19 protein-coding genes and 1 pseudogene are annotated in these 22,858 nt (G+C 71.4%); 11 read left to right on the plus strand and 9 right to left on the minus strand.

Annotated features, from left to right (window positions below; all coding sequences use genetic code 11):
* Positions 1-49 precede the first annotated feature (49 nt).
* Positions 50-946, plus strand: coding sequence for a LysR family transcriptional regulator (locus tag ACZ31C_RS07550; RefSeq protein WP_465794611.1), 897 nt, complete (start codon positions 50-52; stop codon positions 944-946).
* A gap of 45 nt (positions 947-991) precedes the next feature.
* A complete protein-coding gene (locus tag ACZ31C_RS07555) occupies positions 992-1,354 on the plus strand; it encodes a PH domain-containing protein (protein ID WP_117226445.1) in 363 nt (120 codons plus the stop codon).
* Here ACZ31C_RS07555 and ACZ31C_RS07560 read toward each other — a convergent pair.
* Positions 1,347-1,853, minus strand: coding sequence for a hypothetical protein (locus tag ACZ31C_RS07560; RefSeq protein WP_465795031.1), 507 nt, complete (start codon positions 1,851-1,853; stop codon positions 1,347-1,349). The genes ACZ31C_RS07555 and ACZ31C_RS07560 overlap by 8 nt on opposite strands.
* A gap of 255 nt (positions 1,854-2,108) precedes the next feature.
* On the opposite strand from ACZ31C_RS07560, the gene ACZ31C_RS07565 reads away from it, so the two are divergent.
* The 3 genes from ACZ31C_RS07565 to ACZ31C_RS07575 all read left to right on the plus strand — a co-directional run bounded on the left by ACZ31C_RS07565 (position 2,109) and on the right by ACZ31C_RS07575 (position 4,934).
* Positions 2,109-2,516 (plus strand): GntR family transcriptional regulator, encoded by a 408-nt coding sequence (locus ACZ31C_RS07565; protein ID WP_465794612.1) that lies wholly within the window; start codon positions 2,109-2,111, stop codon positions 2,514-2,516.
* A 563-nt stretch (positions 2,517-3,079) separates the two neighbouring features.
* On the plus strand, positions 3,080-3,817 hold the full coding sequence (locus ACZ31C_RS07570; RefSeq protein WP_465794613.1) for a class I SAM-dependent DNA methyltransferase: 738 nt from the start codon (positions 3,080-3,082) through the stop codon (positions 3,815-3,817).
* A gap of 394 nt (positions 3,818-4,211) precedes the next feature.
* Positions 4,212-4,934 (plus strand): SanA/YdcF family protein, encoded by a 723-nt coding sequence (locus ACZ31C_RS07575; RefSeq protein ID WP_465794614.1) that lies wholly within the window; start codon positions 4,212-4,214, stop codon positions 4,932-4,934.
* 35 nt (positions 4,935-4,969) lie between these two features.
* Here ACZ31C_RS07575 and ACZ31C_RS07580 read toward each other — a convergent pair whose 3' ends face one another.
* The 4 genes from ACZ31C_RS07580 to ACZ31C_RS07595 form a co-directional block, all read right to left on the minus strand.
* Positions 4,970-5,908, minus strand: a complete 939-nt coding sequence (locus ACZ31C_RS07580) for a hypothetical protein (protein ID WP_465794615.1) — start codon at positions 5,906-5,908, stop codon at positions 4,970-4,972.
* 142 nt (positions 5,909-6,050) lie between these two features.
* Positions 6,051-6,662, minus strand: a complete 612-nt coding sequence (locus ACZ31C_RS07585; protein ID WP_465794616.1) for a hypothetical protein — start codon at positions 6,660-6,662, stop codon at positions 6,051-6,053.
* 35 nt (positions 6,663-6,697) lie between these two features.
* A complete protein-coding gene (gene ychF / locus ACZ31C_RS07590; protein ID WP_449945855.1) occupies positions 6,698-7,783 on the minus strand; it encodes a redox-regulated ATPase YchF in 1,086 nt (361 codons plus the stop codon).
* Between the two features lie 47 nt (positions 7,784-7,830).
* Positions 7,831-8,316 carry a hypothetical protein gene (locus ACZ31C_RS07595; protein WP_465794617.1) on the minus strand — a complete coding sequence of 162 codons (486 nt, stop codon included), beginning with the start codon at positions 8,314-8,316 and terminating at the stop codon, positions 7,831-7,833.
* A gap of 233 nt (positions 8,317-8,549) precedes the next feature.
* Here ACZ31C_RS07595 and ACZ31C_RS07600 point away from each other — a divergent pair, with 233 nt between their 5' ends.
* From ACZ31C_RS07600 to valS, 5 genes and pseudogenes are all read left to right on the plus strand, one after another.
* Positions 8,550-10,034 (plus strand): AlkA N-terminal domain-containing protein, encoded by a 1,485-nt coding sequence (locus ACZ31C_RS07600; RefSeq protein ID WP_465794618.1) that lies wholly within the window; start codon positions 8,550-8,552, stop codon positions 10,032-10,034.
* Complete coding sequence (locus ACZ31C_RS07605) at positions 10,031-10,585, plus strand: methylated-DNA--[protein]-cysteine S-methyltransferase (RefSeq protein WP_465794619.1); 555 nt, start codon at positions 10,031-10,033, stop codon at positions 10,583-10,585. The genes ACZ31C_RS07600 and ACZ31C_RS07605 overlap by 4 nt, the downstream gene beginning before the upstream one ends.
* A gap of 201 nt (positions 10,586-10,786) precedes the next feature.
* Positions 10,787-12,601, plus strand: a pseudogene (locus tag ACZ31C_RS07610) (ABC transporter ATP-binding protein); the annotation flags it as partial.
* Between the two features lie 245 nt (positions 12,602-12,846).
* Positions 12,847-14,688: an ABC transporter ATP-binding protein gene (locus ACZ31C_RS07615; protein ID WP_465795007.1), complete on the plus strand. Its 1,842-nt coding sequence runs from the start codon at positions 12,847-12,849 to the stop codon at positions 14,686-14,688.
* A 45-nt stretch (positions 14,689-14,733) separates the two neighbouring features.
* Positions 14,734-17,298 (plus strand): valine--tRNA ligase, encoded by a 2,565-nt coding sequence (gene valS / locus ACZ31C_RS07620; RefSeq protein WP_465794620.1) that lies wholly within the window; start codon positions 14,734-14,736, stop codon positions 17,296-17,298.
* A 185-nt stretch (positions 17,299-17,483) separates the two neighbouring features.
* Here valS and ACZ31C_RS07625 read toward each other — a convergent pair whose 3' ends face one another.
* The 4 genes from ACZ31C_RS07625 to ACZ31C_RS07640 are packed head-to-tail and all read right to left on the minus strand — an operon-like array spanning position 17,484 to position 20,932.
* Positions 17,484-18,194 carry an ABC transporter permease gene (locus ACZ31C_RS07625; protein ID WP_465794621.1) on the minus strand — a complete coding sequence of 237 codons (711 nt, stop codon included), beginning with the start codon at positions 18,192-18,194 and terminating at the stop codon, positions 17,484-17,486.
* Positions 18,194-19,147, minus strand: a complete 954-nt coding sequence (locus ACZ31C_RS07630) for an ABC transporter ATP-binding protein (protein ID WP_396752948.1) — start codon at positions 19,145-19,147, stop codon at positions 18,194-18,196. The genes ACZ31C_RS07625 and ACZ31C_RS07630 overlap by 1 nt, the downstream gene beginning before the upstream one ends.
* A complete protein-coding gene (locus tag ACZ31C_RS07635; RefSeq protein WP_465794622.1) occupies positions 19,144-20,025 on the minus strand; it encodes an ABC transporter permease in 882 nt (293 codons plus the stop codon). The genes ACZ31C_RS07630 and ACZ31C_RS07635 overlap by 4 nt, the downstream gene beginning before the upstream one ends.
* Positions 20,018-20,932, minus strand: coding sequence for an ABC transporter ATP-binding protein (locus ACZ31C_RS07640; RefSeq protein WP_396752952.1), 915 nt, complete (start codon positions 20,930-20,932; stop codon positions 20,018-20,020). The genes ACZ31C_RS07635 and ACZ31C_RS07640 overlap by 8 nt, the downstream gene beginning before the upstream one ends.
* A 276-nt stretch (positions 20,933-21,208) precedes the next feature.
* On the opposite strand from ACZ31C_RS07640, the gene ACZ31C_RS07645 reads away from it, so the two are divergent.
* Positions 21,209-22,765, plus strand: coding sequence for a glycosyltransferase family 2 protein (locus ACZ31C_RS07645; RefSeq protein WP_465794623.1), 1,557 nt, complete (start codon positions 21,209-21,211; stop codon positions 22,763-22,765).
* Positions 22,766-22,858 lie beyond the last annotated feature (93 nt).

Below are 22,858 nucleotides of genomic sequence, written 5' to 3' on the forward strand. Positions count from 1 at the left end.
GCCGATCGGAATACCATCGTTGCGTCCTGGTCAACGATGGGAATTGGACGTGCTGGAGCGGTACGAGATCGAGACCTTCCTGACCCTCGCCGAGGAGCTGCACTTCGGCCGGACGGCCGAACGCCTGCGGATCAGCACCGGTCGGGTCAGCCACGTGGTCAAGAAGCTGGAGCACCGGATCGGCGCGCCGCTGTTCGCCCGTACCAGCCGGGTCGTGCGGCTCACCCCGATCGGCCGGCGGCTCGCCGAGGACCTGACGCCGCTGGTCGCCGGCATGGACGAGGCGGTACGCCGGGCAGCCGAGTCGGGGCGCGGCACGAGTGGTCGGCTGACGGTCGCGTTCCTCGGCGAGTGGACCGCGCCCGTCCTGCTCAGGGCCGTCGAGGTGTTCACCCGACGACACCCGAAGTGCCGGGTCGAGGTACGCGAGGTGCAACTGCACAACTCCCGGCAGAGCCTGCTGGACGGCTCGATCGACATCCTCGTCGCCGCGTACCCGTTCGACGGGATGGCCTGCGGACCGCCACTGCTCACCGAGTCCCGGCTGCTCGCGGTGGCCGCGACCCACCCGCTGGCGGGTGCCGAGTCCGTCTCGGTCGAGGTGCTGGCCGACCACCCGGTCGTCCAGTACCCGGCGGTGACGTCGGCGGCGTTCAAGCGCGACCGTACGCCGGAGCACACCCCGGCCGGTCGCCCGGTGCCGAAGGGGCCGTCCGGCGCCACCTTCTCCGAGATGTTGACCCTGGTGGCGATGGGCCAGGGCGTGCTGCCGGTGGGCGAGCACACCCGGCGCTACTACCCGCGGCCCGACGTGGCGTACGTGCCGATCGCCGACGCACCACCGATCCTGCGCGGACTGGTCTGGTTGGAGAGCAACACCACCACCCGGGTCCGCGAGTTCGTCCGCGCCGCCGACGACGTCAACCGGGACGCCCCGCCGGGCTGACCTGGCGGATCTTGCGGTTGGCGTCGGCCACCTACCGTGGAGTACATGACGAACGCGACGTACGACCGCAAGGAGCAGTTCCAGCAGATCCAGAGTGGCCTGCTCGACGGGGAACAGATCATCGCCGTCTACGACGCCGTCGGCACCGGCACCGGGTTCATCGGGCTGACGGATCGACGCGTGATCATCCAGGACCGTTCGTTCATCGGCAAGAAGTACGCGATCACCAGCATTCCGTACTCGAAGATCACCAGCGTGAGCGTGGTCAGCAACAAGTCCTGGGGCGGCTCGTTCTTCTCCACCGGCGCCATCGCCATCCACGTCGGCACGCACACCTACGAGGTGGAGTTCCGGGGCGACCAGAAGAGCCACCACGTGCACAACGTGATCCTGCACTACATCAGCTGACCAGCCCCAGCTCGCGCAGGGCGTCCCCGAACGACGGCGCCCGGGTGATCAGCCGCCAGCCCTCCGGCACCAGCAGGTTGATCCGGCAGCCGTCCCGGCCGAACTCCACCGACGCCTCCGTACCCGCGTGGTGTGCGGCCAGCGCCAGAATCCCCGGCAGCGGGTCGGGCAGCCGAGCCGTGGCCGGGGCCTGCGGCACGTGGATCGGGACGCCGGGATCGGTGGGCACCGCATCCCGGACCGCGTGGTCGAGGAAGCGCAGGCAGAAGTCGATCGCCGCCTCCACGGTGGGCTGAATCGGCCGCTCGCGGGCCGCGCCGCACCGCCCGAACCGGGTCGTCCGGAACCGCCGTTCCCGCACCTGCCACGGCCGCAACGGCGGACTCACCGCCGACCGGTAGCAGCCGGTCCCCTGGTCCAGACCGACCGGACCGGCCACTCCGGTCCCCGCATCGCGCCCGACCTGCTCGGACCATCTTCTGCGTCGGAAGAAGCCCACGCCCCGTACTCCCTTTGGTCGCGTATCCCCTGGACAAGGTGGGCACCCGCCAACCCGGGCAGGCGGGTGCCCCATCGCCCCCACCACCGCAGCCCCATGGCAGTACGACAGCAGAGCAGCTCACCGAGACGAGTGAAGGATCACCAATGGGTCACCGCTCACTCCCCATCGCTGAGACAGTCATGGAGTTGCCGTATGGCCACAAGGCAATACGGCACGAGGTGCGTGTGTCCACGTGGGGTCAAGGCTGAGGCTATGAGCATCGATCCGCGTTCGCATACCCCCGTCTATGTGCAACTCGCGGACCTACTGCGCAACCAGATCGAGTCCGGCGAGTTGCCAACAGGCGCGCAGATCGGCAGCGAGGCGCGACTGAGTCAGGAGCACGGCATCGGTCGGGACGCCGGGCGGATGGCGATATCGGTCCTGCGCTCTGAAGGCCTGGTCACCAGTAGCCGTGGCCACCCGACGCAGGTACGAGCGCGTCCAGAGCGAAGGTTGGTCGAGGTGCCGTCGGGTTCCACGGTCTCCGCGAGGATGCCGAACAGCAACGAGCGCCGCCAGATGGACATGGACGAAGGCGTGCCGATCCTCGAAGTGCGCCACCCCGACGGCACGATACAGACGTTCCCCGGCGACGAAGTTGCCCTGTTCTACCCGTAGCTGAGGCTGCTTTCGGCGCACAGGTCCGAGTACAAGGGCAGCACTGCGACAGCACGTGCACACGTCGAGTTCGGTCTACGTCCGGCGGCACTCCGCCCGGCCTGACGGCGATGAGTTGATGACGATGCACCATGCTGTTAGTCAGCCCAGCCGCTTCCTCGGCGCACGAACTTGGCCGCTGCATGCACGGCCAGCCGCGCCAAGATCACGCTCGATCCAGGATCGAGTGGCATCCAAGCGCGATGTCAACCACTCGATCCAGGATCGAGCGGAATATCGCAGCCGGCCTGAGTGGACTCCATGTGTCGGCCACCTTGGGGCAAGGGAGCAAGACCAGTCCCGAAATGCCCTCGAAACTCTCCGTGGAAAACCTGTTGCCGCGTCCCGTCGACGCCGGTTGGCTGGTCCTTAGCCGATCGAAGGGAGCCAACGACATGAGGTACGCCACGACGCACGTTCAGCGACCCACAGTCACCGATTCCGTCGAAACGAGGCTTCGTGAGTACGTGGTTTCCCACGATCGAGGTGCCGCACGGCGCCACTAGCACCACCGGAGGCCGCTGATGTCGGTCTTCGACGACCCGGGGCACTTCGGCCGGTTCTGGGCCGGCACCTACGACCTGCCCGGCGGCCTGCCCGACCCGATGCCGGCCGCGGCGTTCCTCGCCGACCTGGCCGGTGACGGTCGGGCGTTGGAGCTCGCCATCGGCACCGGCCGGGTTGCCCTCCCGCTCGCCGCGCACGGCTGTGCCGTCGAGGGGGTGGAGGGGTCACCCGAGATGGTCGCGAAACTGCGCGGCAAGCCGGGCGGCGCCGACATCCCCGTGTCCATCGGCGACATGGCGGACGTACCCGGGGTCACCGGGCCGTACCGGCTGGTGTTCCTGGTCTTCAACACGCTGTTCAACCTCACCCGCGAGGAACGGCAGGCGGACTGCTTCCGCAACGTCGCGCGGGTGCTGGAGCCGGGTGGGGCGTTCGTCATCGAGACGTACGTGCCGGACCCGGCGGACACCGACCGGGACGAACAGGTCCGGCCCTGGTCGGTGACCGAGGACTCGGTCGCCATCCGGTTGCACCAGTACGACCGTAAGGCGCAGACGTTCCTCCGGCAGACCGTCACCTTCGACGGCACCGGGGTACACCTGCACCCGTTCGCCATGCGGTACATGTGGCCGGAGCAGATCGACGAGATGGCGGCACAGGCCGGGTTCCACCTCGCCGACCGGTACGCCGACTGGGACCGCTCGGCGTTCGGGGTGGACAGCACCTCGCACGTCTCCGTCTACCGGCTCGGCTGACGACCGGTGCGGGCACGGAGCGGCCGTCGTGCCGCCCGTGCCCGCACCACCAACCGAGCCGATAGGACTGGGGCCGACCCGGTGCCGATACGGCCCGGCGATCCATGCGGCCAGATGCCGGCGCGGCCCGGTTCCGGCGATCCATGCGGGGCCAGCGCCGTGCCGGGCCCGGCAAGTCACCGTCTGCGGCCCCTGTCGAGCTGAACCGTTCAGCTCATCACCCAGGCTGGCGACTCGCACCGAGCGGGCCGGTCGGTGATCCGTATGCGCCATCAGCTCGACAGCGCCCACACCCCTGTACCGGCGCGGCCATCCCCCTGCACCAGCCGCGACGCCACGGGCACCAGCACCGGCGCGGGGAGTGGCCTCGCCACGGGCTGGGATAATCGATCACATGCCGATCCGTACCGCTGTGTCAGCCGGGCTGCGCCGGGTCAGGGAGAACGGCCGGGGCCGCTGGCTGCGCCGCGCGGTGCTCGCCGGCACGGCCGGCGTGATGCTGGTGACCGGTGGGGCCTGGGCCAGCACCGGCTGGATCCGCTCCGGTGCCGACGGGCGCACCTACACCGCCGAGACGGTGCCGGAGGCCCCCGTCGCGCTGGTGCTGGGCACCCGGGTCCAGCCGGACGGCACCCCGTCGCCGTTCCTCAGCGCCCGCTTGGAGATCGCCCGCGAGCTGTACACCACCGGCAAGGTGCGGGCGATCCTCGTCTCCGGCGACAACATGCACCACGAGTACAACGAGCCGGAGGCGATGCAACGCTGGCTCGTCGACCGGGGAGTCCCCGCCGACAAGGTGGTGCTCGACCACGCGGGCTTCGACACGTACGACTCCTGCGCCCGCGCCAAGCGGGTCTTCGGTGTGGACCGGGCGACCGTGGTCACCCAGTCGTTCCACCTGGCCCGGGCCGTGACGGTCTGCCGCCACTTGGGCGTCGACGCCAACGGGGTGGGCGACGAGACGATGCGGGAGCTGAACAACCGGACCTGGCGGATCAGCTCGACCCGCGAGTACGGCGCCGGTCTGAAGGCAGCGGTGGACGTGCTCTCCGGCCGCGACCCGGTGCACCTGGGCGAGCGCGAGACCGGTGTCGAAGAGGCCCTCCGGACCAGCTGACACCTCGCCGCCCGGGAAGAGTCCGCACCGCTGCCTCAGGAGAAGTTCGTCGGGTAGGCCCGCCGCTTGGCGCCGCTCTGCTGGGCGGGGGTCGCCTGCCGCTGCACCGCCGGGACCTGGGCGACCATCGGCGGCGGCGCGACCTTCGTCAACGGTCCGGGCACGGCAAGTTCCTCGACCACCTGGATCTGGCCCGGCGGGATCGCGTCCATGGTCTGGAAGTTGTTGCTGTCACCGCTCTTGTCCTGGCGCCACCGGTCGTTACCGGCGACGCTCGCCTGCGGCACGTCGAAGCTGAGGACGAGGCCGCCGCACTCCGCCACGTCCCAGAGGGCGGGCTCGTGTTCCTTCATTCCCATGGCCCACTCGGTGTGCTGCCGCGCATAGGAGAGCGCCACCTCGAAGCTGAGCGTGACGGTGTGCCAACCCTGGTCCTTGTGCTCCGCGGCCACGACGTGCTTCTCCCACCGCTTGCAGCCGATACCGCCACCGGCCTTGCCCGGATCGAGTCCGACGACCGAGATGCTGCCGGGCCCGGAGTAGAAGTTCTCCCGGTTGGTGCCCTGGTAGAACCGGAGCATCCCGGGAGCTGCCGGAGCCGGTGCCGGATTCGCCCGCCGCCACAGGTGTTCCTGTCGGGTGTTGAACGCCTGGAGCGCGACCGGATCGGCCACGTTCACGGGCAACTGGTCGAGGCGCGCCGCCAGCCGGTAGAGGATCACCTTGTCGGCGATGACGCCGAGCGCCGGACCGGCGTACTTGGCGGAGAGGACGATCATGTTGGCGGCCGGCAGGTAGTCGCTGCCGACCGGGGTGTCGAGCAGCCCGACGCACAGCGGCGTGGGCTGACCGGCGTTGAGTGACGCCACGGTGTCGGCGACGATCTGATCGGTCGCGGACAGCTGGGTGAGTCGCGCGGTCAATCCCGGGTGTGCGGGCGGGGGTCCCTGAAGGGTGCCTGGGGTCGGTTGCATACCCGCGACCCTAGGCGGATCGATCACCCTCTGTCACAACTCGATCGCGAAGCGGACTGACGGGCTGCCATGCGGAAGAAGCGTGGCACTGTGGCTGTCCGACACGCCGGGTCTGGAACAGTTGCACTGCCACGGTCCCGGGTCAGCGACGCCGCATCCAGCTCGGAACTGGCGGCACCGAGACTCGCAACGGCCCGCGTCGGTCGCGGATGTACGTCGCGTAGTCCGAGAAGTGACGGCGGCGACCCAGGTAGTGCGGGTAGTGGTCGAAATGCCACCGGCAGTCCTCAATGAAATCGGTGTGGTCGTCCAGTCCGAGGCGGGCACATGTCCCAGCGAAATCGTCCAAGCCGTTCATCATCTCGGCGCACTGCGCGGGCGTCGCGCCATCGGCACCCCACAGCACCCCGACCGGAAGTTCGTGAATGACGTAGTCAAGCCATTCGCGGTCATGGCGGTAGCGGGCCTGGTCGTCGTCGGCCAGGGTGATCACCAGGCTCTGCTTGCCCTCGGCAGTTTCGATCCCGTCCGGCAGTAGCACGACCATCTCGCCGCCGTCGACACTCTTCGCCCCTGCCTCGATCCAGAACTCGATCGGGAATTGCGACTTTGCCCTCACATTGAGTGTCGTAAGGACGGGCACCTTCGCGACGATGCGATGGTGACGCCCTCGGGCGTCGCGAACGGACACCTCGACCCAGCCGGGAAAGTCGTCCGAGTGCCAACGCACAGCCACCGCCCTCAGCTTCACCATGAGGCGAAGCCTAGGCGGCAGACGTCAGACCAGGGTCAGACGTTGAAGCGGAACTCCACCACGTCGCCGTCCTGCATCACGTACTCCTTGCCCTCGATGCGGACCTTGCCCGCCGACTTCGCCGCCGCCATCGAACCGGCCTCGACCAGGTCGGTGTAGGAGACCACCTCGGCCTTGATGAAGCCGCGCTGGAAGTCGGAGTGGATCACCCCGGCGGCCTCCGGCGCGGTCGCGCCGACCGCGACGGTCCAGGCCCGCGCCTCCTTGGGGCCGGCGGTGAGGTACGTCTGGAGGCCGAGCGTGCGGAAACCGACCCGGACCAACTGGTCCAGCCCCGGCTCCGACTGCCCGATCGACTCCAGCAGCTCACGGGCCTCCTCCTCGGGCAGGTCCACCAGCTCCGACTCGATCTTGGCGTCCATGAAGACCGCCTCGGCCGGGGCGACCAGCGCCCGCAGCTCGTCGAGGAACTCGGCGTTGTTCAGCTCGGCCTCGTCGACGTTGAAGACGTAGAGGAACGGCTTCGTGGTGAGCAGGTGCAGCTCCCGCAGGTGCTCCAGCTCGATCTTGGCTGCCGCCGCGCCCGCGTAGAGGGTAGTGCCGCCGTCCAGGACCTCGACGGCCTGCTTCGCGGCGGTCACCGCGGCGGCCCGGTCCTTGCGGAGCTTGGCCTCCTTCTCCAACCGGGGCAGCGCCTTCTCCAGGGTCTGCAGGTCGGCGAGGATCAGCTCGGTGTTGATCGTCTCGATGTCGTCGGCCGGCGAGACCTTGCCGTCGACGTGCACCACGTTCGGGTCGGAGAAGGCCCGCACCACCTGGCAGATCGCGGAGGCGTCGCGGATGTTGGCGAGGAAGGCGTTGCCCCGCCCCTGGCCCTTGGAGGCGCCCCGGACCAGGCCGGCGATGTCGACGAACGACACCGGGGCGGGGAGCACCTTCTGCGAGTTGAAGATCTCGGCGAGCTTGACCAGCCGCTCGTCCGGCAGCCCGACCACGCCGACGTTGGGCTCGATCGTCGCGAACGGGTAGTTCGCGGCGAGCACGTCGTTCTTGGTCAGCGCGTTGAACAGGGTGCTCTTGCCGACGTTGGGCAGGCCGACGATGCCGATGGTGAGACTCACGACGAGCCAGCTTACGCCGTTACCCGCCGACCACGGTCAGCGGTGGGTCAGCTCCGCCGGCTTGGGCCGGCCTGCCGAGGCACCAGCGTGTCGACCCGCAGCGAACCCGGGGCCAGCTCGGCCTCGGCAGCCAGCGGCAGCGTGAACCGGGCGTCGGCGGTCGGCTCGGCGCCGTGTGACTCGCCGAGCATCCAGTGCACCTCGTCGGCCGTCCAGCCCAGCGCCGGCCGGGTGGCGATCTCCCGGAGCAGCCGCAGCGCGGCACGGGTGTCGTCGTCGTAGAAACGCATGCACCAGTGGTGCACCCACATGCCCAGGGCACGTACGCCGTCGCGGTCCAGCGACCGCACCAGGCGACCGCAGGCGGTGTCGCCGAAGGCGCGCGCCGGGTCGTCGGCGCGGTCCCGCTCGATGGCGCCGACCGCCGCCGGAGCGACCAGGCGCATCCGCTCGTAGAAGCGTTGGACGACGGACTCGTCCAGCGGGGGGTGCCCCTGCCTCGACGCCGACGCCCGACCCGCCACGCTCGCCATCACCGCGCCCCTTCTTGAGTTGGTGGCCGCACGCTACCGACCACAACCGACACTTTCCCCGCCGCCCCACCGCGCCCAGCACTCCCCGTCCCCCACTTCCCGCAGCTCGCGCCGGGGATGGATGTAAGGAAGGGACCCTTCCTATACACGAGGCGTTAGTAGGGGACCCCTCCTTACATGCGGGTCCGAATTCCGCCAGCCGGAGGTCGGCGGGTAGGCGCATCATCGGTGACGTGGATCTGGACTTCGAGCGGTGCTACCGGGCTGTCGACAGCCGCGACCAGCGGTTCGATGGCTGGTTCTACACCGGCGTGACCTCGACCGGGATCTACTGCCGGCCGTCCTGTCCGGCGGTGACCCCGAAACGACGCAACGTCCGGTTCTTCCCGTCTTCGGCGGCCGCCCAGCGGGCCGGACTGCGCGCCTGCCGGCGGTGTCGGCCGGACGCCTCCCCCGGCTCGCCGCAGTGGGACGTCCGCGCCGACGTGGTGGGCCGTGCGATGCGGTTGATCGCCGACGGCGTGGTCGACCGCGACGGCGTACCGGGGCTGGCGGCCCGGCTCGGGTACACCGAACGGCACCTGCACCGGATGCTCCGGGCGGAACTCGGCGCGGGACCGCTGGCGCTGGCTCGGGCGCAGCGGGCCCAGACCGCCCGGACGCTGATCGAGACCACCGGACTGGGCCTGGCCGAGATCGCCTTCGCCGCCGGGTTCGGCAGCGTACGGCAGTTCAACGACACGGTCCGCGACGTCTTCGGGGTACCCCCGTCCCAGTTGCGCAGTGCCCGCCGGCCCGACACGGGCGGAGCGGGAACGGTCACCGTGCGGTTGGCGTACCGTCCACCGCTGCACGCCGCCGCGCTGCTCGACTTCCTGGCCCACCGCACGCTGCCCGGGGTGGACGAGGTACGCGACGGGACGTACCGCCGGGGGTTGCGGCTGCCTCACGGCCCCGGCGAAGCCGTCCTGACCCCGGCGGACGGGCATGTCCTGGCCACCCTGCGGCTGACCGACCTGCGGGATCTCGCCCCGGCGGTGGCCCGTTGCCGGCACCTGTTCGACCTTGACGCCGACCCGATCGCCGTCGACCAGACCCTGGGTGCCGATCCGGCCTTGGCCGGCGCGGTCGCTGCCGAGCCCGGCATCCGTGTCCCGCGCGCGGTGGACGGCTTCGAGACGGTCGTCCGGGCCATCGCCACCCAGCAGGTCTCGCTCGCCTCGGCCCGCACCACGTTGACCCGGCTGCTCGCCGCGATCCCCGACGCCCCGCCCGACGGCCCAGCCGGCGCAGGCGACGGCGATCCCGCCGTCGAGCGCCTGCCCGATCGGCAGGGCTGGCTGCGCGGGTTCCCCTCGGCGGAGGAGATCCTGCGGGTGCCGGACGCCGGGTTCCGAATGCCGGTGGGCCGGCGGGAGACGATCCGACGGGTGGCCCGGGCGATCGTCGACGGCGAGCTCGACCTGGCACCCGGCGGTGACCGGCAGGAGACCGCACGGCGGTTGACGGCGACGTCGGGCATCGGCCCGTGGACGGCGGGCTACCTGGCGATGCGGGCGCTCGGCGACCCGGACGCGTTCCTCCCCACCGACCTGGCGGTCCGCCGGGGTGCCGCCGCCCTCGGCCTGCCGGACGACCCGACGACCCTCGACGCGTACGCCACCGCGTGGCGCCCCTGGCGCTCGTACGCGGTGATCCGGCTGTGGAGAGCAGCATGAACCCGACCTTGGAGGACAGTGTGAACCGCACCTCGCAGAGCCCGAACACCTCGACCGTCGACTGCGCCACGACGGACACTCCCGCCGGCCCGCTCACCGTCCTCACCGGCCCGGACGGCGCGGTGCGGGCCGCCGGTTTCACCGCCGACCCGGATGCCCTGCTGCCGCTGATCCATCCACGTCTGCGGGGCACGCTCCGGCAGCGTCGGGAACTCGGCCCGGTCACCGACGCCGTCACCCGGTACTTCGACGGCGACCTGGCCGCGATCGACCCGGTGCCGGTTGAGCAGCACACCGACGGGGCGTTCATGGCGCACGCCTGGCAGGTGCTGCGCGAGGTGAAGCCGGGTGAGCCGGTCACCTACACCGCGTACGCGGGCCTGGCCGGACGCCCGGCCGCGATCCGTGCCGCCGCAGCGGCCTGTGCCCGCAACGCCGCCGCCCTCTTCGTGCCGTGTCACCGGGTGCTGCGCACCGACGGCACGCTGGGCGGCTACCGCTGGGGGCTGCCGGTGAAGGAGCTGCTGCTCGCGCACGAGGCAGGCCGTTGAGTCGCAGAGCCCGACCCACTTCACCCCGCACCGGGACGGGGCAGGCGGGGAGCACGACCCCGCGCACCGGCCTGATCCGGGGGGCGTCGGAGTGGGTGCCCGCAGCCCCGGATACTCGCCTGTGGACAACCGTCCGACAGGGCAAGTTGGCTGACAACAAGCCGACACCGACGGCCCGGCGTTTGCCGCTACCGTCGGGTAGTGGCTGCGGGGAGCGACAGCGGCCCGACCGACCGGGGCGGGGTCGGGCGACATCCGCTGCACAACCTGTGGCGGCTGCGCCGCTACCTGCGCCCACACGCCACCGAGTTCGCCTGGCTGATGCTGGCCGGGCTCGCCGCCACCGGCGCGGGCATCGCCGTGCCGCTGGTGGCACAGCGGGTGGTCGACGGTCCGGTGGCCGCCCAGGATTTCCGGGGGTTGCTCAGGCTCGGCGCGCTGGCGCTGGCGCTCGGGCTGGCCGAAGCCCTGCTGATCTTCGTCCGACGCTGGGTGCAGTCGTCGTCCTCGGTGGCGATGGAGGCGACCATCCGCGCCGACGTCTACGCCCACCTGCAACGGCTGCCGGCCAGCTTCCACGACCGGTGGCCGTCCGGGCAGTTGCTGTCCCGGATCACCAGCGATCTGTCCGTGCTACGCCGGTTCCTCTCCTTCGGACTGTTCTTTCTCGTCCTCAACATGGTCACCTACCTGGTCGTGGTGGTGCTGCTGATCCGGCTGCACCCGATCCTGGGCCTGCTGGTGGCGGCCAGCGCGGTGCCGCTGTTCCTGATCGCCCGACGCTTCGGCCGGCACTACCACACCGCGTCCCGGCGGATGCAGGACCAGCAAGGCGACGTCGCCACGCTGGTCGAGGAGACCGCGCAGGGCCTGCGCACCATGAAGGCGTACGGGCGGGGGCCGCAGTTGGCGGCACGGTTCGCGGGCGGCACCCGGGCGTTGCACGACACCGGGGTGGGCAAGGGGCGGCTGCTCGCCCGTACCTCCGCGCTGCTCGACCTGGTGCCCAACCTGACGCTCGGCGTGGTGCTGGTGGCCGGCGCGGCGGCGGTCGCCACCGGGCGGCTCACCATCGGCCAGCTCGTCGCGTTCGTCAGCCTCCAACTCATGCTGATCTGGCCGGTGCAGTCGCTGGGTTGGATCATCGCCAACGGGCAGGAGGCGGCCACCGCCGCCGACCGGATCCAGGAGGTGCTGGACACCGCACCGAGCATCGTCGACGCGCCCGGTGCGGTGGCCCTGGCCGGTCCGGCGGTGCGCGGGCGGCTGCGCTTCGAGGCGGTGACCTTCCGCTACCCGGGCAGCACCGCCGCCGTGCTACGCGGCATCGACCTGACCGTGGAGCCCGGCGAGACGCTCGCCGTGGTCGGTGCCACCGGCAGCGGCAAGAGCACGCTGTTGTCGCTGGTGCCACGGCTGCACGACGTGACGGGCGGCCGGATCACCCTGGACGGTCACGATCTGCGGGACCTACGGCTGGCCTCGCTGCGGGGCCTGGTCGGGATGGCCTTCGAGGAGCCGACGCTGTTCTCCATGTCGGTCTGGGAGAACCTCACCCTGGGGCGGGACGACGCCGGGGAGGACGAGGTCCGGGCGGCACTCACGCTGGCCCAGGCCGAGTTCGCGTACGACCTGCCGTGGGGTCTGCGGACCCGGCTCGGCGAGCAGGGGCTCTCCCTCTCCGGTGGACAGCGGCAGCGACTGGCGCTGGCCCGGGCGGTGCTCGTCCGGCCCGCCGTCCTCGTCCTCGACGATCCGCTCTCCGCGCTCGACGTGCATACCGAGGCGCTTGTCGAGTCCGCATTGAAGCGGGTGCTGCGGGACACCACCGCGCTGTTGGTGGTGCACCGGCCGTCCACCATCGCCCTCGCCGACCGGGTCGCGCTGCTGGAGCAGGGCCGGATCACCGCGGTCGGTCCGCATGCCGAACTGCTGGCGACGGTCCCGGCGTACCGGGCGGTGCTCTCCGCCGAGGCGACCGAACTGGCCGACCCCGAATCGGCCGCTCCGGCTGGACCGGCCGCTCCGGCCGCTTCGGTCTCCCCGGCTGGGCCGGACGAGCCGGTCGCACCTCTGCCCCGCGCGCCCGCCGACCCGGCACCCGACGGCTCACCGCTGGTGCGCTCGTGACCGGCACCGCCGGACCCGAACCGGCCGCCCCCACACCGACGACCTCCGATCCCGCACTGTCCGGCCCGCCGATCGCCGACCCGAAGACCTCCAGCCCGAAGACCTCCGCCCCGGAGACCCCCGCACCGTCGATCTCCGACCCGGCCCACTGGCGGGGCATCGCCCCCGACCCGCACGCCGACCGCAGCCTGGCCGAGGACACCAGTCCGGAGGCGGTGGCCCGGTTGCGGGCCCGCAGCCGGGCGCTGCTGGCCGACGTGCTGCGCCCGCACCGCGCCCGGCTGGGCGCCGCGGTGGCGCTGCTGCTGACCCAGAACGCCGCCGCCATGTCCGGGCCGTACCTGGTGATGCTCGGCATCGACCGGGCCATCGACCCGCTGCGCGAGGGTCGGCCCGGCCCGCTGGTCGCCGTCGCCGTCGCCTTCGCCGCCGTGAGCGGCACCGAGTACGCGGCCCGGCGCGGCTTCCTCGCCCTCTCCGCCCGGATCGGCCAGGCCGCCCTGCTCGACCTGCGCCAGCGGGTGTACGCGCACTTCCTGCGCCTGCCGGTGGCGTTCCACGAGCGGTACACCTCCGGCCGGATGATCTCGCGCCTGACCAGCGACATCGACTCGATCGCCGAGTTGGTCGACGGAGGCGTGGAGAGCCTGGTGATGGCGGCCCTGACGATCGTGTCGGTGGCCGGCATCCTGCTCTGGCTGGACCTGCCGCTGGCGGCGGTCACCCTGCTCGCCTTCCCGCTGCTGTTCTGGCTGTCCCGCTGGTTCGCCCGCGCCTCGGCCGCCGCATACCGTCGCACCCGGGAGGCGATGGCGCTGGTCATCGTGCACTTCGTGGAGTCGATGCGCGGTATCCGGGCGGTGCAGGCGTACCGCCGGCAGGAGCGCAACCAGCAGATCTTCGCCTCGGTCAACGACGACTACCAGCACAGCAGCCGACATGCCTTCCGCCTGATCGCGACGTACTCGCCGGGAATCAAGCTGATCGGCAACGTCACGGTGGCGGTGGTGCTCTGCTACGGCGGCGCCCGGGTGCTGGGCGGTGAGACCGGCGTCGGTGTGCTCGCCGCCTTCCTGCTCTATCTGCGCCGGTTCTTCGAGCCGATGCAGGAGCTGAGCCAGTTCTACAACTCGTTGCAGTCGGCGACCGCCGCGCTGGAGAAGCTCGCCGGGGTGCTCGACGAGCGGCCGGAGGTCGCCGAGCCCGCGCAGCCGGTGCCGCTGCCGCGCGGGCCGACCCGGGGGGCGGTGGAGTTCCGGGACGTGTCGTTCGGCTACCACACCGGGCGGAAGATCCTGACCGGCCTGGACCTCGGCATTCCCGCCGGGCAGACGGTGGCGCTGATCGGGCCGACCGGTGCCGGCAAGTCCACCGTCGCCAAGCTGCTCGCCCGGTTCCACGATCCGACCGGCGGCACGGTCAGCCTCGACGGCGTGGACCTGCGCCAAGTGGCCGACACCGAGCTGCGGCGCACGATGGTGCTGGTCACCCAGGAGACCCACCTGTTCGGTGGCACGGTGGCGGAGAACATCCGGTTCGGTCGGCCGGACGCCGACGACGCCGCGGTCGAGGCCGCCGCGCGGGCGATCGGCGCGCACGACTTCATCGCCGCGCTTCCCGACGGGTACGCCACCGAGGTGCACCGGCGCGGCGGCCGGCTCTCCGCCGGGCAGCGGCAGCTCGTCGCGTTCGCGCGGGCCTTCCTGGCCGATCCGGCGGTGCTGATCCTGGACGAGGCCACCTCGTCGCTGGACGTCCCCACCGAGCGTCTGGTGCAGCGGGCGCTCGGCACCATCCTGCGCGACCGTACGGCGGTGGTGATCGCGCACCGGCTCTCCACGGTGGAGACCGCCGACCGGGTCCTGGTCCTCGACGGCGGACGGATCGTCGAGGACGGTCCCCCGGCCCGGCTGGTCGCCGAGGGTGGCCGGTACGCCGCGCTGCACCGCCAGTGGCGCGAGTCGCTGCTGTAGATAATCCGGTGACCGCCCACCTGGTCCCCCGCCTACCATCGACGGATGACTGATACGGCGAGGACGGCCCGCACCGGCGTCCCCGAGCGTCCGACCCTGGACGGGCTCGAGGAGACCTGGTCGCGCCGCTGGCAGGAGGACGGCACGTACGCGTTCGACCGCACGAAGGAGCGGTCGGACGTGTACGCGATCGACACCCCGCCGCCGACCGTATCCGGCGAGCTGCACATGGGGCACGTCTTCTCGTACACGCACACCGACCTGGTCGCCCGCTTCCAGCGGATGCGGGGCCGGACGGTCTTCTATCCGATCGGGTGGGACGACAACGGCCTGCCCACCGAGCGGCGGGTGCAGAACGTCTACGGCGTGCGCTGCGACCCGAGCCTGCCGTACGACCCGGAGTGGCAGGCACCGCAGGCGCCGGTGGACGACGCCGCCCGCAAGGACCCGACCCCGATCTCCCGGCGCAACTTCATCGAGCTGTGCGAACGGCTGACCGTCTCGGACGAGCAGGCGTTCGAGGCGTTGTGGCGGCGGCTGGGGCTCTCGGTGGACTGGTCGCTGATGTACACCACGATCGGGTCGGCGGCCCGAGCCACCTCGCAGCGGGCCTTCCTGCGCAACCTGGCCCGGGGCGAGGCGTACCAGGCGGAGGCGCCGACGCTGTGGGACGTCGGTTTCGCCACCGCCGTGGCCCAGGCCGAGCTGGAGGACCGGGAGCGCCCCGGGGCGTACCACCGGCTGCGGTTCCACGGGCCGGACGGGCGCGAGGTGCTGATCGACACCACCCGGCCGGAGCTGCTGCCGGCCTGCGTCGCGCTGGTCTGCCACCCCGACGACGAGCGGTACGCCGGCCTGGTCGGCACGACGGTGCGTACGCCCGTCTTCGGGGTGGAGGTGCCGGTGCGCGCGCACACGCTGGCGGACCCGGCCAAGGGCACCGGCATCGCGATGGTCTGCACGTTCGGTGACCTCACCGACGTGACCTGGTGGCGGGAACTGGACCTGGAGACCCGGGTGGTGATCGGCCGCGACGGGCGGCTGCTGCCGGAACCACCGTCCGGGGTGCCCGACGGCCCGTACGCGGAGCTGGCCGGGCAGACCGTCAACGGGGCCCGGCGGCGTCTCGTGGAGCTGCTCTCCGACGCGGGTGACCTGGTCGGCGACGTGCGACCGATCACGCATCCGGTGAAGTTCTACGAGCGGGGTGACCGGCCGCTGGAGATCGTCTCGACCCGGCAGTGGTATCTGCGCAACGGTGGCCGAGACGCCGACCTGCGCGAGGCGCTGCTGGCCCGGGGGCGCGAGCTGCGCTGGGTGCCGGAGCACATGCGGCACCGCTACGAGCACTGGGTGAGCGGCCTGACCGGCGACTGGCTGGTCAGCCGGCAGCGATTTTTCGGCGTGCCGGTGCCGGTGTGGTACCGGCTCGACGACGTTGGCGAGCCGGACTGGTCCCACCCTCTCACGCCGGAGGACTCCGCGCTGCCGATCGACCCGTCCGAGGACGCCCCGCCGGGGTACGACGAGTCACAGCGCGGCGTGCCAGGCGGTTTCGTCGGCGACCCGGACGTGCTGGACACCTGGGCCACCTCGTCGCTGACCCCGCAGATCGCCGGCGGCTGGGAACCTGACCCGGAGCTGTTCCGGAAGGTCTTCCCGATGGACCTGCGCCCGCAGGGCCAGGAGATCATCCGGACCTGGCTGTTCGCCACCGTGGTGCGGGCGCACCTGGAGCACGGCACGCTGCCCTGGCACACCGCCGAGCTGTCCGGCTGGATCCTCGACCCGGACCGCAAGAAGATGTCCAAGTCCAAGGGGAACGTGGTGACCCCGATGGCGTTGCTCGCGCAGCACGGCTCCGACGCCGTGCGCTACTGGTCGGCCAACGGCCGGCCCGGCACCGACCTGGCGTTCGACCCGGCCCAGATCAAGGTCGGGCGGCGGCTCGCCACCAAGCTGCTCAACGCGTCGCGGTTCGCGCTCGGGCTCGGTGCCGGCGACGCCCTACGCGCCCCGGCGACCACCCCGCTGGACCGGGCGGTGCTCGCCGAACTGGCGTCCGTGGTGGCGGCGTCGACCACCGCGTTCGAGGCGTACGACCACACGGCCGCGTTGCAGGCCACCGAGTCGTTCTTCTGGCGGTTCTGCGACGACTACATCGAGTTGGTGAAGGAACGCGCCTACGGCACGGGCGCCGGGGCGGACTCGGCCCGGGCGACGCTGGCCACCGCGCTCTCCGTGCAGCTCCGGCTCTTCGCGCCGGTGCTGCCGTACGCGACCGAGGAGGTGTGGTCCTGGTGGCGCTACGGGTCGGTGCACCGGGCACCGTGGCCCACCACGTACGAGGTGAACCGGGCCGTCCAGGGCGAGGGTGATCCGGCGCTGTTGCGGCTGGCGTCCGACGCGTTGGGGCAGGTCAGGCGGGCCAAGTCCGAGCGGAAGCTGTCGATGAAGGCGGAGGTGCCGCTGGCCGAGGCGCTCGGTCCGGCGGCCCTGCTCGACCAGCTCACCGAGGTCGCCGACGACCTGCGGGCAGCGGGCCGGATCGGCAAACTCGACCTGCTACCGGACCGCACCACCGAACTCGTCATCGCCTGCGCCTTCTGAGTTGTAGCTAAGGCTGAGCTGCGGTGTAAGGAAAGGGCTGCGGTGTAAGGAAGGGCCCCCTGTTAACGCCTGGTGTATAGAAAGGGCCCCCTGTTAACAACCGGTCGGCACGGGTCCGCCGGGACCGTTAACAGGGGGCCCTTTCTATACCGGAGACGTTAATAAGGGGCCCTTCCTTACACCCGTCAGCTGGTTTCGCCGGCTACCGAGAAGGAGCGCAGGCGGTCGATGGCGAGCAGCGTGAAGCCGATGCTGACCAGCACCGTCATCACCGCCGCCACCGGCACGGAGACCGTGGTGTTGAGCAGCGCGGTCGGGGCCAGCTTGTCGGCGATGGCGATCACGTAGTGCTGGATGGACAGCACCCGGGTGCCGGTGACCACGTTGCTGAGCAGGCCCTCCCAGATCAGCACGTAGACCAGGCCGAGCAGCACCGGCCGCCGGGTGAGCAGGCTGCTCGCCACGAACAGCGCCGAGTAGGCCAGCGCTCCGATCCCTGCGGCGACGGCGAGCGCCAGACCGAGGCGGGCCGAGTCGGCCAGCAGGCCGGCGGCGAACAGCGGCACCGCCACGGTGACGGCGGTGGCCCCGGCCGCCACCGCAAGCTTCGGCAGGACGATCTGCCAGCGCGGCAGTGGCGTGGTGAGCACGTGCACGATCGTGCCGTCGTCGATCTCGGCACCGAGCACGCCGGTGCCGACGATCAGCGCGATCACCGGCAGCACCACGGCGAGGCCGAGGCCGACCAGCACCGGCGGCCCCCAGTCGGTGGGTGCCACCCCCAGGCCACGGGAGAGTACGGCCAGCACCACCAGCAGGACGGGCAGTGGCAGCAGCAGCAGGAACCGGCGGCGACCGAACAGCCCGCGCGCGGTGATCCAGGAGACAGTGGACATCAGGCCTCCACCAGGTAGGAGAAGACGCTCTCCAGGGATTCGTCCTCGGGCACGAGCTGGCTGACGCGTACGCCCCGGGCCAGTGCCACCTTCGGCAGCGCCCGGGTGAACGAGCCGTAGTCGCCGGCGCGTACGGTCAGGCCGTTGCGGCCCAGCTCGACGCCGCTGACCGAGGGTTCGGCCATCAGCGCGACGGCCAGCGCCCGGTCGTCGGTGGAGCGGATCGCGAACACGTGCGGCCGGTTGGTCATCAGACGACGGATGGTGCGGAAGTCGCCGGAGGCGGCGAGTCGGCCGGCGACCATCACCTGCACGGTGCCGGAGACCTGCTCGACCTCCTCCAGGATGTGCGAGCTGAACAGGATGGTGCGGCCGGCGTCGCCGAGCGTGTGCAGCAGCTCCATCATGTGCAGCCGCTGGCGCGGGTCCATGCCGTTGAACGGCTCGTCGAGCAGCAGCACCTGCGGCTCGTGCACCAGTGCCGCCGCCACCCGGGCCCGCTGTCGCATGCCCTTGGAGTACGTGCCGATCCGGCGGTCCTGCGCGCCCTCCATCTCGACCATGGCGATCGCCCGGCGGGCCGCCTCCTGCGGGTCGGGCAGCTTGTGCATCTTGGCGGTGGCCAGCACGAACTCGTACGCGGTGAGGAACGAGTGCACCGCCTCCCGCTCGCTGACCAGCCCGAGCCGGCGATAGACCTCGGGGTTGCGCCAGGTGGGCCGCCCGTCCAGGGTGACCGCGCCACGCGACGGGGCCAGGAAGCCGGCCATCATGTGCAGCAGCGTGGTCTTGCCAGCCCCGTTCGGCCCGAGCAGGCCGGTCACCCCGGGGCCGAGGGACATGCTGACGTCGTTGACCGCGACCACGTTGCCGTACCAGCGGGAGACCCCGGCCAGGTCGAGGCTGCTGGTGGCGGCGGCCGTCGGCGCGGCGGCGGATGAGGTCGTGGTCATCGTGCGGCCACCTTCCGGTAGCGGGCCAGCAGCAGGGCGACGCAGCCGGCCACGAGCGCGACGGCGGCCACGGCGTACACCGGGCCGAACGGGCCGAGGTCGGGCACGAAGGCGTCCTGGTCGGTGATCAGCAGGTCGCGCAGCGTCCAGACGCCGACGCCCTGGACCAGGGTGGACGGCGAGGCGAGACCGGAGAGCTGGTTGGCCGCCTGCGAGGGCAGGATCGACATGGTGCCGACGATCGGCGTGGTCATCAGGAAGACCGCGACGATGCCGCCGGCGGCGAAGGCCCGCTTGCCGGTCAGCGAGGCGACCAGCAGGCCGATCGAGGCGAAGACCGCCGCCCAGAGCCCGGCGTAGAGCAGCCCGCCGACCAGGTCCACGAACTCGTCCCAGACCGCGCCGGGACCGTCCAGCGTGAACGCGGCGCCGAGGAACATGAACATCTGCGGCGCACCGAGCAGCAGCCAGAGCGAGGTGACCAGGGCGAGCAGCTTGGCCAGCGGATAGTCGGCGCGGGGCAGCGGCCGGGAGAAGTACAGCGGCAGCACGCCGCTGCGCAGGTCCCGGGAGACCAGCTCGGGGGCGGCCACCGCGACGAAGAACAGGACCAGCCAGCTCATGTTGTCGGCGAACTGGGCGTAGGTCATCACGACCTCGCCGAACTGGGCGCGGATCGCGGTGGCGGCGACGGCCACCATGAGCACGATGCCGACCACCAGCCAGGGGAAGATCTTCGCCTTGGCGCTGCGGCCCAGACCGAAGGCGGTGCGTACGCCGTGCAGGTAGAGCGACCCGAAGACGTAGCGGCGACCGAGGCGGGGGCCGGTGTACCGCTGGTAGCCGATGTCGTGGATGACGCCGGTCGGCTCAGGCATGGGTGCTCTCCCTCCGGGAGAAGAGTTCGGCGACCCGGTGTCGACGCTGGTCCAGCCGGTGCAGCGGCAGGTCCAGCTCGGCCACCGCACCGAGGATCAGGTCGTAGGTGCCGTCGTCGGCGAGCGGGACCAGGAGCAGTTGCCCCTCCCGGCTCACCGGCAGGTCGAGCGCGGCCAGCCGGGCGGCCAGGTCGTCGGTACCCTCGCTGACCTCGACGGCGAGCACGTCGGTGGCCGAGGTCATCGCGGCGATGTTGTCGGCCCGCAGCAGCCGTCCGCCGTCGATCGCGACCAGCGTGTCGCAGATCCGCTCGACCTCGCCGAGCAGGTGCGAGCAGACCAGCACGGAGATGCCGAACTCGGTGCCGATCCGGTGCACCAGCGCCAGCATCGCGTCCCGGCCGGCCGGGTCGAGCCCGTTGGTGGGCTCGTCGAGCAGCAGCAGGTCGGGGTCGTGCACCAGCGACTGGGCGAGCTTGACCCGCTGCTTCATGCCGGTGGAGTAGCCACCCACCGGGCGGTGCCGCTCCTCGTGCAGCCCGACGTGGCGCAGCGCCTCGGAGGCACGTTCCCGCGCGACCGTGCGGGGCAGGCCGCTGATCCGCCCGAGGTGGGTGACCAGTTCGGCGCCGGACAGGTCGGGCGGCAGGCAGTCGTGCTCCGGCATGTAGCCGACCCGGGCGCGTACCGCCGCAGGGTCGGTGGTGGGGTCGAGGCCGAGTACGCGTACCTGGCCACTGGTCGGGGCGAGCAGGCCGAGCAGGAGCTTGATCAGCGTCGACTTGCCGGCGCCGTTGGCGCCGACCAGTCCGACTATTCCTGGCTCCACCGCTACCGTCAGCTCGGACAGTGCGGTGACCCCGCCGCCGTAGACCTTCGTCAACGACTCGGTTGCGATCAGTGTCACGTCGACAGCCTAGAGAAGACGGGCAATGTTCCGGACCCCGGTGAGCGCCCCTGTTTCCCCTGATCCTCCCCGGGTGGCTTCCCCCTAGGGTGAGCTGCCGCGTCTTCGACCCGCCCCCCGCGACACCCACAACCCGCGACACCGGCGCGCCGGTGTCGGTTGCCTCCGCCGCGCCGGAAGAGGAGGATTCAACCCCACACGCTCCGTGATCACGGCATTTGGTACACACTGGAGCACGCGATACGACAACCGGCGAAAGTGGCGGACAGGAGGGCGATGACGGCTGGCGGGCCCAAGGTGAGCGTGGTGGTGCCGGCGTACAACGCCGGCGGGACCATCCAGACGCTCGTCGACTCCCTGCTGCGGCAGTCCATGCCGGCGGCGGAGTTCGAGGTGATCTTCATCGACGACGGTTCGACCGACGACACCGGAGGCCTGCTGGACGAGCTGGCCGCCGCGCACCCGCACATCCAGGTGCTGCACATCGAGAACACCGGCTGGCCGTCGCGTCCGCGCAACCTCGGGGTCGCCCGGGCGCGCGGGGAGTACGTCCAGTTCGTCGACGACGACGACTGGCTCGCCGACGAGGCCCTGGAGCGGCTGTACGCGTACGCCGTGCGGCACGACGCGGACATCGCGATCGGCAGGATCGTCGGCCACCGCCGGTCGGTGCCCCGGGAGTTGTTCCGGGTCGACCGCCCGCACGCCACGCTTGACGACGCCCCGCTGATCGACAGCCTGACCTGCCACAAGATGTTCCGTCGGGCCTTCCTGCTGGAGCACGACCTGCGGTTCCCGGAGGACCGGCGCCGCCTGGAGGACCACCATCTGGTGACCCGGGCGTACCTGCTCGCCCGTCGGGTCAGCGTGCTGTCCGGCTACACCTGCTACCACCACGCCAAGCGGGCCGACGGTGGCAACCTGACCGCCACCCGGCTGGATCCGGCCGAGTACTTCGACAGCCTGCGCGCGGTGCTCGACATCGTCGACACGCACGTGCCGCCGGGTCCGCGGCGCGACAGGTTGCACCGGCGGTGGCTGCGCAACGAGATGGTCGCCCGCCTGCGCGGCAAGCGGCTGCGGGACGCGCCACGGGACTGGGCCGACCAGGTCGTCGACGAGGTCCGCAGGACGATCCGGGAACGCTTCGCGCCGGAGGTCGCCGCCGCGCTGCCCGCGCTGCAACGGACCGTCGCCGGGCTCGCTGCCGAGGGCCGCGCCGAGGACCTGCACCGCCTGGCCGAGTGGGAGGCGGGCGTCCGTGCCGTCGTCCGCCTGACCGGGTACGAGCTGACCGGCTCGACGCTCGTCGTCACACTGACCGGGCAACTGAACGACGGCGACGGGCCGATCGCGTTCACCCATGCCGACGGGCGGGACCTGCTCGTCGTACCGGTCGAGAAGCTCCCCGCCGACCTGCTCGACTGCACCCAGGAGCTGCGGCACGGCCGGCTGGACGTCGTCGCCCGGCGTGTCGGGGACGAGGTGGAGATCCTCCTGCCGGTGCGGTTCGAGGTGAAGCGCGTCGCTGCCTCGGGTGGCGTGCGTCTGGTCTACCACGGCACCGCGACGGTCGACGTCGACACACTCGACAGCGGTCCGGACGCCGGTGAGTGGACCCTGAAGGCCCGGGTGACCAGTTCCGGCTGGACCAAGGCGGCGAAGGTGCCGCTGGCGGTGTCCGTCGGCGCCGACGGCCCGGTGGTGGTGGACAAACGCCCTAGTCCGGCTCCCCCACGCCAGCCGGAGAAGGTCGGCCTGTTGCGGCGGTTGCAGCGGGCGTTCGGCCGCCGTCCCGGTCCGACCGGACGCGGCGCGGTCGGCACCACCTGACCCTGGCTCGCTCACCGGGCCCGGCAGGTGCCGTGGGAGGAGTGGCGCTCTCGACCGATCGGCGACCGGCTGCGAAACTGTGTGCCGGTCGCC

It is taken from the genome of Micromonospora sp. NPDC023869 (genome assembly GCF_055559695.1).